This is a genomic window from Pseudomonas sp. RA_15y_Pfl1_P11 (assembly GCF_963970975.1).
Lineage (GTDB): Bacteria > Pseudomonadota > Gammaproteobacteria > Pseudomonadales > Pseudomonadaceae > Aquipseudomonas > Aquipseudomonas tritici.
In genome coordinates this window covers 89,897-104,578 of the sequence record NZ_CAXAOY010000008.1, presented here as the reverse complement: position 1 = coordinate 104,578, position 14,682 = coordinate 89,897, and the positions used below count along the sequence as shown (strand labels likewise).

The window sequence follows — 14,682 nt, the reverse complement described above, 5'->3', positions numbered from 1 at the left end:
AGGCGCAACGCAGATCAAAACTGTGGGAGCTGGCTTGCCAGCTCCCACATTGTTTACAGCGGCGCTGTCAGACCCGCCGCGCAAACGTATCGCTGTGGTTGCCCGACACCTTGCGGCAATGCACCAGCGCATCCCGAATCATGAAATTCACCAAGGTCGGCGATACGCCGAGTTCCTTGGCGATATCCTTTTGCGGCACGCCATGCAGGCGGTACATCTCGAACGCGTAGCGGGTGCGCTGCGGCAACTCCGTCAGGGCGTCGGCGATGTTTTCCAGGGTGTTGAAATTGATGTGCGAGGTTTCCGTTGAAGCGCCGTGAATGACCACATTCAAGCCTTCCTCTTCGGTGCCTGAGTATTTGAGCTCCAGGGCCTGCTTGCGGTAGTGATCTATCGCCAGGTTGCGCACGATCTGGAACAGATAGCTGAGCTGGGCCTTGAACGATGAGGTGATCGTCGGCGCCGACTGCAGGCGGAAGTAGGCATCCTGCACTACGTCTTCGGCCCGGGAGCGGCACCCGGTAATACGTGCCGCAATCTTCACCAGAATCAGTCGATTATCGACGAACGCCTGGAGAAGCGGTGAGTTGCACCTGCCTGTGGATACTTGTTCCGTCATGGAAATCACCTTGTCGCAAAAGAGGTTAGGGGAGGGCGTCCTTGCTGAGGCCTCCTACACATCGGGCAACAAATTATGATGAATGATAATGATTGTCAAATGAGAAGGCGAACTAATCTTATGCGTTCTTGTTAGGTGTGAACCGCGTCTCGCTTGTACCCGACGACTAATTATTTGCCGGCGCCGTCCGTTCTTCTGGGTGACAGGTCCGTTAGTAAAACGACCAGGGATCAACACCCGCAGGAGGACGAGATGGGTTTGCATCGTGTGCACAGCGTGTTTCAGTTTGGAGTCGTCGCCTGATGAGTACGCCGGCTCGACTGCGCCTGTTCTGCCTGCCTCATTCGGGCGCCAGCGCCATGGTTTACGCGCGCTGGCGCCGGGCCCTGCCGGACTGGTTGCACGTGTGCCCGCTGGAGTTACCCGGGCGTGGCATGCGCATGGATGAACCTTTGCAGCGCGATATCAAAGCCTTGGCCGCACAGCTTGCGGATGAAATCAGCCGCGACTTGAATGGCCCTTATGCCTTGTTCGGCCACAGCCTCGGCGGCCTGCTCGCCTTCGAACTGGCCCACGCGCTGAATGCACGCGATGTGCCTGCGCCGTTGGCGCTGTTCGCCTCCGGTACAGCCGGGCCGGCACGCCGCGACGTCAGCGAATACGCCATCGAAAAGACCGACGAACAACTGATCGCCCGCCTGCGCGAGCTGCAAGGCACCGCCGAAGAAGCCCTGGCCAACCCCGAGTTGATGCAGTTGATGCTGCCAATCCTGCGCGCCGATTTTCTCTTGTGCGGCAGTTTTACCTATGGCGAGCGGGCGCCGCTGGGCATGCCGATTCATGTGTTTGGCGGCAAACAGGACAGCGTGCGCGCCGACCAGTTGCTCGACTGGCAACTCGACGCCGCCAGTGGCTTTTCCCTGGACATGTTCGACGGCCACCACTTCTTCCTCATCCAACATGAAAGCGCCGTGCTGCGCTGCGTGCGGCGCTACGCCGACGAACACCTGGCCCGCTGGCGCAATGGCGCGGCGCGGCAACTGGCCACCGGCTAAAAGCCCCCCCCCCATTCCCGAATTTCCCGCAAGCCGATTTCAGGCAGGAACCCCATGATGGACGCCTTCGAACTTCCCCTAACGCTGGTCCAGTCCCTTCAACGTCGCGCCGTGCAGACGCCGGACCAGGTCGCTCTGCGCTTCCTCGCTGAGTCGGCCGAGCACAGCGTTGTGCTCAGTTACCGCGACCTGGACCTGCGCGCCCGCACCATCGCCGCAGCCTTGCAAGCCAATGCGGACCTGGGCGACCGTGCGGTGCTGTTGTTCCCCAGCGGCCCGGATTACGTCGCGGCGTTCTTTGGTTGCCTGTACGCCGGCGTCATTGCGGTGCCGGCTTACCCGCCGGAGTCGACCCGTCGCCACCATCAGGAACGCCTGCTCTCGATCATCAGCGATGCCGAGCCGCGCCTGCTGCTGACCATCGCCAGCCTCGCCGATGGCCTGGCACAGATCGAAAACGCGCCAATGGTATTGAGCGTCGATACCTTGCAGAGTGCCGGCACTTGGATCGCCCCCGACCTGCACCCCGACGACATCGCGTTCCTGCAATACACCTCCGGCTCCACCGCATTGCCCAAGGGCGTGCAAGTCAGCCATGGCAACCTGGTGGCCAACGAAGTGCTGATCCGTCGCGGCTTTGGCATCGACCTCAACCCGGATGACGTGATCGTCAGCTGGCTGCCGCTGTACCACGACATGGGCCTGATCGGCGGCCTCCTGCAACCGATCTTCAGCGGCGTGCCCTGCGTGTTGATGTCGCCGGCGTACTTCCTCGGTCGGCCATTGCGCTGGCTGGAAGCGATCAGTGAATACGGCGGCACTATCAGCGGCGGCCCGGATTTCGCCTACCGCCTGTGCAGCGAGCGGGTCAGCGAGTCGGCATTGGAACGCCTGGACTTGCGCCAGTGGCGCGTGGCCTATTCCGGCTCCGAACCGATCCGCCTCGACACCCTGGAACGTTTCGCCGAGAAGTTCGCGGCCTGCGGTTTTACCCCGAATAATTTCTTCGCGTCCTACGGCCTGGCCGAAGCGACCCTGTTTGTCGCGGGTGGCATTCGCGGCCATGGCATCCCGGCGCTGCGCGTCGACGAGCAGGCATTGGCTGCCAACCGTGCCGAGCCGGGGCAGGGCAGTGCGATCATGAGTTGCGGCACCAGCCAACCCGAACACGCGGTGCTGATCGCCGACCCGCACACCCTTACCGAACTGGCCGAGAATGAGGTCGGTGAGCTCTGGGCCACCGGCCCGAGCATCGCCCACGGCTACTGGCGCAACCCCGTGGCCACCGCCACTGCCTTCGTGCAACACGCCGGCCGTACCTGGTTGCGTACCGGCGACCTGGGCTTTATCCGCGAAGGCGAGGTGTACATCACCGGCCGCCTGAAAGACTTGCTGATCGTGCGCGGCCATAACCTGTACCCGCAGGACATCGAACAGACCATCGAGCGCGAAGTGGAAGTCGTACGCAAAGGCCGGGTCGCGGCATTCGCAGTGAATGACCAAGGCCTGGAAGGCATCGGCATTGCCGCCGAAATCAGCCGCAGCGTGCAGAAAATCCTGCCGTCCGACGCGCTGATCAAGGCGATCCGCCAAGCCGTCGCCGAGGCGTATCAGGAGGCGCCGAGCGTGGTGGTGCTGCTCAACCCGGGTGCCTTGCCGAAGACCTCCAGCGGCAAGGTGCAACGTGCGGCGTGTGCGCTGCGGTATGTCGATGGCAGCCTCGACAGCTATGCGCAGTTTCCTGATCTGCACGTGCAGGTCAGCGAGGCAGCGTTGGACTCCGAACTGCAAAACCAGATCGCCGCGATCTGGTGCGAACAACTGCACGTCGCGACGGTCGCGGCCGATGACCATTTCTTCCTGCTCGGCGGCAACTCCATCACCGCCACCCAGGTGGTCGCGCGCCTGCGTGAAACACTGGGCCTGGAGCTGAACCTGCGCATGCTGTTCGAAGCGCCAACCCTGGAAGGCTTTGCCGCCAACGTTGCGCAGTTGCAACAGGATGGCGGCGTTGCCCAAGGCGCCATCCAACCCCTGTCACGCCAGGAAGACCTGCCCCAATCCCTTGCGCAAAACCGCCTGTGGATCACTTGGCAACTGGACCCGCACAGCAGCGCCTACACCATCCCCGGCGCCCTGCGCCTGCGCGGCGAGCTGGATGAAGACGCCGTGCGCTTGAGCTTCCAGCAACTGGTCCAGCGCCACGAAGCCCTGCGCACCCGCTTCTACGAACGCGACGGCCAGGCCTTCCAGCGCATCGATGCCAAAGCGGATTTCGAGTTGCAAGTCATCGACCTCAGCGACCTGCCCGTGGCCGAGCGCGACACCCGCGCGCAACGGATTCGCGAAGACGAAGCGCGCACCCAGTTCGACCTGGAAAAAGGCCCGCTGCTGTGGGTGACCCTGGTACGCCTGGACGATGCAGATCACCAGTTGCTGGTGACGCTGCACCACATCATCGCGGATGGCTGGTCGCTGAATATCCTCATCGACGAATTCTCACGCCTGTACGCCGCCGCAACCCAGGGCGAAACCCTTGAGCTGCCGCCGCTGGCCCTGCAATACGCCGACTACGGCCGCTGGCAGCGCCAGTGGCTGGCCGAAGGCGAAGGTCAGCGCCAATTGGCGTATTGGAAAGCGCAACTCGGTGAAGAACATCCAACCTTGAGCCTGGCTACCGACCACCCGCGCTCGGCGCAACACCGGAACAGCGCTTCGCGTCATACCGTACGAACTAGCGTGCACCTCAGCGAGGCGATTCGCCAGACCGCCCAGGCCAACCAATCCACCCCGTTCATGGTGTTACTGGCAGCATTCCAGAGCCTGCTCTACCGCTACAGCGGTCAGCGTGACATCCGCATCGGCGTGCCCAACGCCAACCGTCCGCGCCAGGAAACCCAAGGCCTGGTCGGCTTTTTCATCAACACGCAGGTCATGCGTGCCGAGCTGGACGCTTGTTTGCCGTTCAACGAACTGTTGGCCGCGACTCGCCAAGCTGCGTTGAGCGCCCAGGCCCATCAGGACCTGCCGTTCGAACAACTGCTGGAAGCCTTCCCGCAAGCGCGCGGGCAGGGTCTGTTCCAGGTCATGTTCAACCACCAGCAACGCGACCTCAGCGCCTTGCGCCGTCTGCCGGGCATGCTCGCCGACGAGCTGCCATGGCACAGCCGCGAAGCCAAGTTCGACCTGCAACTGCACAGCGAAGAAGACCGTAACGGGCGCCTGAGCCTGTCGTTCGACTACGCCGACGAAGTGTTTGACAGCGCGACCATCCAGCGCCTGGCCGAGCACTTCATCAACCTGTTGCAAGCCGCGTGTGACCAGCCGCAGCAAGCCATCGGCGACCTCAAGCTGATGCCGGAAGACGAGCAGCAACCGTGGAGTGAAACGCCGTGCGCGCCCGCCCAGCAATGGCTGCCGGAGCTGCTCAACAGACACACCTCGGACAGCACCGCGCTGGTCTGGCAGGGCAGCAGCCTGACCTTCGCCCAATTGCACACTCAGGCCAATCGCCTGGCTCACTACCTGCGTGACAAGGGTGTCGGCCCGGACGTGTGCGTGGCGATCGCCGCCGAGCGTTCGCCGCAACTGCTGATCGGCCTGCTGGCGATCATCAAGGCCGGCGGCGCCTATGTGCCGCTGGACCCGGATTACCCCGCCGAGCGCCTGGCCTACATGCTGGAGGACAGCGGCGTGCATCTGCTGCTGACCCAGACCACGTTGCTGGACCACGTGCCAGTTGCCTGCGGCGTCTGCGTGATTGCAATGGACAGCCTGCACCTCGACAGCTGGCCGACCCAGCCGCCTGGCCTGCACCTGCACGGCGATAACCTCGCCTACGTGATCTACACCTCTGGCTCCACCGGCCAGCCCAAAGGCGTGGGCAATACCCATGCGGCCCTGGCCGAACGCTTGCAGTGGATGCAGGCCACCTATCAACTGAATGACACCGATGTGCTGATGCAAAAGGCACCGATCAGTTTTGACGTGTCGGTGTGGGAATGCTTCTGGCCGCTGATCACCGGTTGCCGCCTGGTGCTGGCCGGCCCTGGCGAGCATCGCGACCCGCACCGTATCGCGCAGTTGGTGCGGGAACACGGCGTGACCACGTTGCACTTTGTGCCGCCGCTGCTGCAGCTGTTTATCGACGAACCGCTGGCCGCCGAATGCACCAGCCTGCGTCGCCTGTTCTCCGGTGGCGAAGCCTTGCCCGCCGAGCTGCGCAACCGCGTCCTGGCGCAGCTACCGGCGGTGCAATTGCACAACCGTTATGGCCCCACCGAAACCGCGATCAACGTGACCCACTGGCACTGCCGCGCGGAGGACGGCGAGCGCTCGCCGATTGGCCGCCCGCTGGGCAATGTGATCTGCCGCGTGCTGGACGATCAGCTCAACCCCGTGCCGCTGGGTGTGCCGGGTGAACTGTGCATCGGCGGTATCGGCCTGGCCCGGGGTTACCTGGGGCGCGCCGGGTTGACGGCTGAGCGTTTTGTCGCCGACCACTCGGGGGCGCGCCTTTATCGCACCGGCGACCGCGTCCGTTGGAGCGCCGAGGGTGTGCTTGAGTACCTGGGCCGTCTCGACCAGCAGGTCAAGCTACGCGGTTTCCGCGTGGAGCCGGAAGAAATCGAAGCGCGCATGCTGGCCCTGAACGGCATCGCCCAAGCCGTGGTGCTGGTGCGTGACACGCAGTTGATCGGCTACTACACCGCCCATGTCGCGCTGGACGAACAGCAGGTGAAAACCGCCCTGGCCGCCGAGCTGCCGGAGTACATGGTGCCCGCGCTGTTGATGCGCCTCGACGCCATGCCCCTGAGCCCCAGCGGCAAGCTGGACCGTCGCGCGTTGCCGGAGCCGGTGTGGCAAACCCGTGAGCACATTGAACCCGAAACCCCCTTGCAGCAGCAGATCGCAGCTATCTGGCGCGAAGTCCTCGGACGGCCGAAAATCGGCCTGGGCGATGACTTCTTCGCCCTCGGCGGCCACTCGTTGCTGGCCACGCAAATCATCTCGCGCACCCGCCAGGCGTGTGACGTCGAGTTGCCGTTGCGCACCTTGTTTGAAGCCAGTGAGCTGGGCGCGTTTGCCGAGCAGGTCGGGCTGATCCAGGCGTCGGGCCTACGCAACCAGCAGACGGCTATTGCTAAGGTCGACCGCAGCCAACCGGTGCCGTTGTCCTATTCCCAGCAGCGCATGTGGTTCCTGTGGCAGATGGAGCCAGACAGCCCGGCCTACAACGTCGGCGGCATGGCGCGCTTGCGTGGCGTGCTCGATGTGGGGCGTTTCGAAGCGGCGTTGCAGGCCTTGATCATGCGTCACGAAACTTTGCGCACCACCTTCCCGAGCGTCGACGGCGTGGCCTATCAAAAGGTCTCGCCGCAGACCGGCTTGCGCATGGATTGGCGGGATTTCTCAGGCCAGAACGAAACCGAGCGCCAGCAGCGTCTGCAGCAGTTGGCTGATCATGAAGCGCACACGCCGTTCAACCTGGAAACCGGGCCGTTGCTGCGTGCCTGCCTGGTCAAGGCTGGCGAGCAGGAACACTACCTGGTGCTGACCCTGCACCACATCGTCACCGAAGGCTGGGCCATGGACATCTTTGCCCGTGAACTCAGCGCGCTGTACGAAGCCTTTATCGACGAGCGCGAATCGCCGCTGGCGCCGTTGCCGGTTCAATACCTGGATTACAGCGTGTGGCAGCGTCAGTGGCTGGAGTCCGGCGAGCGTCAGCGCCAACTCGACTACTGGACCGCGCAACTGGGCACTGAACATCCGCTGCTGGAACTGCCCGGCGACCGCCCACGCCCACCGGTGCAAAGCCACCAGGGTGAACTGTATCGCTTCGACCTCAGCGATGACCTGGCCGCCCGCGTGCGTGCCTTCAATGCCGAGCGCGGCCTGACCCTGTTCATGACCATGACCGCCACCCTGGCCGTGTTGCTCTACCGCTACAGCGGCCAGACCGACCTGCGCATCGGCGCCCCCGTCGCCAACCGTATTCGCCCGGAAAGCGAAGGGCTGATCGGCGCGTTCCTCAACACCCAGGTGCTGCGTTGCCAGCTCAATGGGCAGATGAACGTCGCTGAACTGTTTGAGCACGTGCGCCATACGGTGATCGAAGGCCAGTCCCATCAAGACCTGCCGTTCGACCACCTGGTGGAAGCCCTGCAACCACCGCGCAGTGCGGCGTACAACCCGCTGTTCCAGGTGATGTGCAACGTGCAGCGCTGGGAGTTCCAGCAAAGCCGCCAACTGGCCGGCATGACTGTCGAGTACCTGGCCAACGATGCCCGCGCGACCAAGTTCGACCTCAATCTGGAAGTCACCGACCTCGACCATCGCCTGGGTTGCTGCCTGACCTACAGCACCGACCTGTTCGACGAACCGCGTATTGCGCGTATGGCCGGACATTGGCGCAACCTGCTGGAAGCCTTGATCGCCAATCCGCAGCGGCGCCTCAGCGAGTTGCCGTTACTGACGGCCGCCGAACAGCACGCGTTGCAGGACAGCCTGGGCGCCGAAGCAGGCGAGCACCGCCTTGATCAGTGCATTCATCAACTGTTCAGCCAGCAAGCGGCAGCCCGTGGCGATGCACCGGCGCTGACCTTTGCCGGCGTTAGCCTCAGCTATCGTGAGCTCGATGCCCGCGCTAACCGCCTGGCCTGGATGCTGCGCGAGCGTGGCGTCGGCCCGCAGGTGCGCGTCGGCCTGGCGCTGCCGCGTTCCCTGGAAATGGTCATCGGCCTGCTGGCGATCCTCAAGGCCGGAGGCGCCTACGTGCCGTTGGACCCGGAATACCCGCTGGACCGCTTGCACTACATGATCGAAGACAGCGGCATCGGCCTGCTGCTCAGCGATGCGGCGATGTTTGAAGCCCTCGGCGAGTTGCCTGCAACCGTGGCGCGCTGGTGCCTGGAAGATGACGCGCCGCTGCTTGCCAACTACCCGTCCGACGCGTTGCCGTTTATCAGCCTGCCGCAACACCAGGCGTACCTTATCTACACCTCCGGCTCCACCGGCAAGCCCAAGGGCGTGGTGGTGTGCCACGGTGAAATCGCCATGCATTGCACGGCGGTGATCGCGCGTTTCGGCATGCGCGCCGACGACTGTGAACTGCACTTCTATTCGATCAACTTCGACGCCGCCACCGAGCGTTTGCTGGTGCCGCTGCTCAGCGGGGCCCAGGTGGTATTGCGTGCCCAGGGCCAGTGGGACGCGCAAGAAATCTGCGCGCTGATCCGCACCCATCGCATCACTGTCCTGGGCTTCACGCCGAGCTACGGCAGCCAGCTGGCGCAGTGGCTGGCGACCCAGCAGCAGACCTTGCCGGTGCGCATGTGCATCACTGGCGGCGAAGCGCTGACGGGTGAGCATTTGCAGCGCATCCGCGCAGCGTTCCAGCCCGAGATGTTCTTCAACGCCTACGGCCCGACCGAAACCGTAGTGATGCCGCTGGCGAGCCTCGCGCCCGAACAGTTGGAGGAGGGCGCTGCAAGCGTGCCAATCGGCAGCATCATCGGTGACCGCGTGGCCTATATTCTCGACGCCGATCTGGCGTTGGTGCCGCAAGGTGCGACCGGCGAGCTGTACGTCGGCGGCGCCGGTTTGGCCCAGGGGTATCACCAGCGCCCGGGCATGACGGCGGAGCGCTTCGTTGCGGATCCGTTTGCTACGCACGGTGGGCGGCTATACCGCACCGGCGACCTGGTGCGCCAGCGCGCTGATGGCCTGGTGGAGTACCTGGGGCGTATCGACCATCAGGTGAAGATTCGCGGTTTCCGTATTGAACTGGGCGAGATCGAAACCCGCCTGCTGGAGCACGACGGCGTGCGCGAAGCGGTGGTGCTCGCGCTGGATTCGCCAAGCGGCAAACAGTTGGTGGCGTACCTGGTCAGCGACGCAGACCACGGCGCGTTGCGCGACGCGCTCAAGGCCCACCTCAAGGCGCAGCTGCCGGACTACATGGTGCCCGCGCACTTGATCGTGCTGGACAGTATGCCGCTGACCGCCAACGGCAAACTCGACCGCCGTGCCTTGCCGCAACCCGACCCTGAGGCCAATCGCCAACAGTACGTGGCGCCCCGCAATGAGCTGCAAAGCACATTGGCGGCGATCTGGTGCGCAGTGCTGAATGTGCAGCAAGTCGGTCTGGACGATAACTTCTTTGAACGGGGCGGCGACTCGATCCTGTCGATCCAGGTGGTCAGCCGTGCGCGGCAAGCGGGCATTCACTTCAGCCCGCGCGACTTGTTCCAGCACCAGACCGTGCAAACCCTGGCCGCTGTCGCCACGCGCGCTGAGCACATCAGCGCTGAGCAAGGCGTGCTGACGGGCAGCTCGGGCCTGACGCCGATCCAGCACTGGTTCTTCGACACCGAGATCCCGCAGCGTCAGCACTGGAACCAGGCGCTGCTGCTCAAACCGCTGCAACTGCTTGACCCGCACCGCCTTGAGCAAGCGCTGCTGGCGGTACTGGAACACCACGACGCCCTGCGCCTGAGCTTCACCCGACGCGACGCGCAATGGCACGCCGAACACCTCGCCGTACCGCAGGGTGGTGTGTTGATGCAGGCGCAAGTGCGCGACATGGACGCGTGCATTGCGCTGTTCAGCGACACCCAGCGCAGCCTCGACCTGGCACACGGCCCGTTGCTGCGCGCCTTGCTCGTGGAGGGTCCCGAGGGCCAGCAGCGCCTGTTGATCGCTATCCATCACTTGGTGGTGGACGGCGTGTCATGGCGTGTATTGCTCGAAGACTTGCAAAGCGTTTACCGCCAACTGAGCGACGGCCAATCCGTCAGCCTGCCAGCCAAGACCAGTGCGCTACGTGACTGGGCCGCGCGTTTGCAGGCCTACGCCGGCAGCGAATCCCTGCGCGAAGAGCTGAGCGTCTGGCAGCACCAACTGGCCGGCCCGCAGGCCGCACTGCCGGTGGCACGCCCGCAAGGTTTGCTGCGCAACCGCGACGCCGACACCGTCAGCGTGCGCCTGGATGCCGAACACACCCGACAACTGCTGCAACAGGCCCCGAGCACCTACCGCACCCAGGTCAACGACTTGCTGCTGACCGCGTTGGCGCGAGTGTTGTGCCGCTGGAGTGGTCACGCTTCGGCGCTGATCCAGCTGGAAGGCCACGGCCGCGAAACCCTGTTCGATGAGGTCGACCTGACCCGCAGTGTCGGCTGGTTCACCAGTGCCTATCCATTGCGCCTCACCCCGCAAGCCGGGCAGGGCGATTCCATCAAGGCGATCAAGGAACAACTGCGTGCCGTGCCGCATAAAGGCTTGGGTTATGGCGTGCTGCGTTACCTGGCGGATGACCTGTGCAAGCAGACCATGGCCGCACTGCCGAGCGCGCCGATCACGTTCAACTACCTCGGCCAGTTCGACCAGAGCTTTGGCGCTGATGCACTGTTCCACCCGCTGGATGAGTCCGCGGGCCTGGCCCATGATCCGGATGCGCCGTTGCCCAACGAGTTGAGCGTCGACAGCCAGGTGTACGGCGGCGAACTGGTGCTGCGCTGGACTTTCAGTCGTGAGCGCTTTGATCAGCACACCATTCGCGAATTGGCCGATGCGTATCTGGCCGAACTGCACAGCCTGGTCGCGCATTGCCTTGAGGACACCGCCGGCGGCCTCACGCCGTCCGACTTCCCGCTGGCGCACCTGACCCAGTCACAACTCGACAGCTTGCCGGTACCGGCCAGTGCCATCGAAGACGTTTACCCGCTGACCCCGATGCAGGAGGGCCTGCTGCTGCACACCCTGCTGGAGCCGGGCACCGGCCTTTACTACATGCAAGACCGCTACCGCATCAACAGCGCGTTGGACCCGGAGCGTTTTGCCCAGGCCTGGCAAGCGGTGATCGCCCGCCACGAAGCCTTGCGCGCCTCATTCTGCTGGAACGTTGGCGAAGACATGCTGCAAGTGATCCACAAACCGGGCAGTACGCCGGTCGAGTACCTGGACTGGAGCGGCGATCCGGAAAGCGAACAGGAGCCGCGCCTGCAAGCCTTGCTCAAGCATGAGCGCGAAGCCGGTTTCGATCTGCTCAACCAGCCGCCGTTCCACCTGCGCCTGATCCGCGTCGGCGAAGCGCGTTACTGGTTCATGATGAGCAACCACCACATCCTCATCGATGCCTGGTGCCGTTCGTTGCTGATGAATGACTTCTTCGAGATCTACATGGCCCTCGGCGAAGGCCGCGACGCGCAACTGGCCACGCCACCGCGCTACCGCGACTACATCGCCTGGCTGCAACGCCAGAACCTGAATGAGGCACGCCAGTGGTGGCAGCAGAACCTGCAAGGCTTCGAACGCACCACGCCGATCCCGAGCGACCGGCCGTTCCTGCGTGAGCACGCGGGCCACAGCGGCGCCATGGTGGTGGGCGACTGCTACACCCGCCTCGACGCCCGCGACGGTGCGCAACTGCGCGAACTGGCGCAGGCGCATCAACTGACCGTCAATACCTTCGCCCAGGCTGCCTGGGCCCTGGTACTGCGCCGTTTGAGCGGGGATCGTGACGTGCTGTTTGGCGTTACTGTGGCCGGCCGCCCGGTGGAAATGCCAGAGATGCAACGCACCGTTGGCCTGTTCATCAACAGCATCGCGCTGCGGGTGAAACTGCCCGAGTATGACCAGCGTTGCAGCGTGCGCCAGTGGTTGAGCGGCCTGCTCGACAGCAATATGCAGCTGCGCGAGTACGAATACCTGCCGCTGGTGACGATCCAGGAACACAGCGAATTGCCCAAGGGCCAGCCGCTGTTCGACAGCCTGTTCGTGTTCGAAAACGCCCCGGTGGACGTCTCGGTGCTGGACCGCGCGCAAAGCCTGAATGCCACCTCGGATTCCGGCCGTACCCACACCAACTTCCCGCTGACGGCCGTGTGTTATCCGGGCGACGACCTCGGTTTGCATCTGTCCTATGACCAGCGTTACTTCGACGAAACCACCGTGCAAGGCATGCTTGGCGAGTTCAAGCGCCTGCTGCTGGCGCTGGTGCAGGGCTTCCATGGCGACATGGCTGAACTGCCGCTGATTGGCGAGCAGGAGCGCGAGTTCCTGGTGGAGGGCTGCAACCAGAGCGAACACGACTACCCGCTGGAGCGCAGCTACGTCGAGCTGTTCGAAACGCAGGTGGCCGCGCATCCGCAGCGCGTCGCCGCCAGTTGCCTTGGTCAGCAATGGACCTACGACGAGTTGAACCGGCGCAGTAACGGCCTGGGCCACGCGCTGATTGCGGCGGGCGTGGGCGCTGATCAACCGGTGGCGTTGCTGGCCGAGCGTAACCTTGATTTGCTCGGCATGATCATCGGCAGCTTCAAGGCGGGGGCCGGCTACCTGCCGCTGGACCCCGGCCTGCCGCGCCAGCGGCTGAGCCGCATTCTTGACCTGAGCCGCACACCGTTGCTGGTGTGCACCGAGGCCAGTCGCGAGCAGGCCATCGAGTTGCTCGAAGGCTTCGACTGCCAGTTGCTGGTGTGGGAGGAAATCCCTGCGCGTGGCGAAAACCCAGGTGTCTACAGCGCCCCGGACAACCTCGCCTACGTGATCTACACCTCGGGCTCCACCGGCCTGCCCAAAGGCGTGATGGTCGAACAGCGCGGCATGCTCAATAACCAGTTGAGCAAGGTGCCGTACCTGGCCTTGAGCGATGCCGATGTGATTGCGCAAACTGCGTCGCAGAGCTTCGATATTTCCGTGTGGCAATTCCTCGCTGCACTGCTGTTCGGCGCACGGGTGGATATCGTGCCGAATACGATTGCCCATGATCCCCAAGGCTTGCTCGCCCATGTGCAGGCCCAAGGCATCACCGTGCTGGAAAGCGTGCCGTCCCTGATCCAGGGCATGCTGGCCCAGGACCTTATCAGCCTGGACGGCCTGCGCTGGATGCTACCCACCGGGGAAGCCATGCCGCCGGAGCTGGCGCACCAATGGCTGCTGCGTTACCCGCAGATTGGTTTGGTGAACGCCTACGGCCCAGCGGAATGCTCGGACGATGTGGCGTTCTACCGTGTCGACCTGGCGTCTACCCGTGGCACTTACCTGCCGATTGGTACGCCCACCGACAACAACCGTTTGTACCTGTTGGACGGTGCACTGGAGTTGGTGGCCCAAGGCGCTGTGGGCGAGTTGTGCGTCGCCGGTACGGGCGTCGGTCGCGGTTACGTCGGCGACCCGCTGCGCACCGCCACGGTTTTTGTGCCCAACCCCTTCGGCGCACCGGGCGAACGCCTCTACCGCACCGGCGACCTGGCGCGGCGTCGCAGCGATGGCGTGCTGGAATACGTCGGGCGTATCGACCACCAAGTGAAGATTCGCGGCTACCGTATCGAACTGGGCGAAATCGAAGCGCGCCTGCACGAGCAACCGCAAGTGCGCGACGCGGCGGTCGGCGTGCAGGAGAGCGTCAACGGCAAGCATCTGGTTGGCTACCTCGTTGCCGCAGACGAAGCGCTCAACCCAAGCGAACGCCTCGACCGCATCAAGCAACGCCTGCGCGCCGAGTTGCCGGAATACATGGTGCCGCTGCACTGGCTGTGGCTCGACCGCCTGCCGCACAACGCCAACGGCAAACTTGACCGCAACGCCCTGCCGGCCCTGGAGATCGGCCAGTTGCACAGCCAGGACTACCTGGCGCCACGCAACGAACTGGAAACCACCTTGGCCGCGATCTGGGCCGAGGTGCTGAAAGTCGAACGGGTCGGGCTGCAGGACAACTTCTTCGAACTGGGCGGGCATTCGTTGCTGGCGACGCAGATTGCCTCGCGGGTACAGAAAACCTTGCAGCGGGATGTACCGCTAAGGGCGATGTTCGAGTGCAGCACGGTGGCGGAGTTGGCTGGATATATCGAAGGGCTGGCGGGGAATGAGATCAGTGCGCAGAAGGTGGAGCGGTTGAGTGATTTGATGGCGGAGTTGGAGGGGTTGTGAGGGGGCCGTTTGTCAGAACTGTCAGATCTGACAGTAGGCTAGTGGGCTCACACGAGGTTTAGATAACTATTG

Annotated in this window: 3 protein-coding genes; 2 read left to right on the top strand and 1 reads right to left on the bottom strand. The window is 63.9% G+C overall.

Translation table 11 applies throughout. The features are described from left to right. Positions 1 to 67: 67 nt before the first annotated feature. Positions 68 to 619: an RNA polymerase factor sigma-70 gene (locus AACY44_RS12735; protein ID WP_339427415.1), complete on the bottom strand. Its 552-nt coding sequence runs from the start codon at positions 617 to 619 to the stop codon at positions 68 to 70. Positions 620 to 921: 302 nt separating this feature from the next. Between AACY44_RS12735 and AACY44_RS12730 the strand changes: the two genes are divergently transcribed. Further along, positions 922 to 1,674 carry a thioesterase II family protein gene (locus AACY44_RS12730; protein WP_339455456.1) on the top strand — a complete coding sequence of 251 codons (753 nt, stop codon included), beginning with the start codon at positions 922 to 924 and terminating at the stop codon, positions 1,672 to 1,674. Between the two features lie 54 nt (positions 1,675 to 1,728). Further along, positions 1,729 to 14,610, top strand: coding sequence for a non-ribosomal peptide synthetase (locus tag AACY44_RS12725; RefSeq protein ID WP_339530375.1), 12,882 nt, complete (start codon positions 1,729 to 1,731; stop codon positions 14,608 to 14,610). Positions 14,611 to 14,682 lie beyond the last annotated feature (72 nt).

Bases quoted from the DNA above. Each gene is read 5' to 3' on its own strand.
- AACY44_RS12735 (WP_339427415.1), bottom strand. From the start codon at position 619: ATGACGGAACAAGTATCCACAGGCAGGTGCAACTCACCGCTTCTCCAG.
- AACY44_RS12730 (WP_339455456.1), top strand. From the start codon at position 922: ATGAGTACGCCGGCTCGACTGCGCCTGTTCTGCCTGCCTCATTCGGGC.
- AACY44_RS12725 (WP_339530375.1), top strand. From the start codon at position 1,729: ATGATGGACGCCTTCGAACTTCCCCTAACGCTGGTCCAGTCCCTTCAA.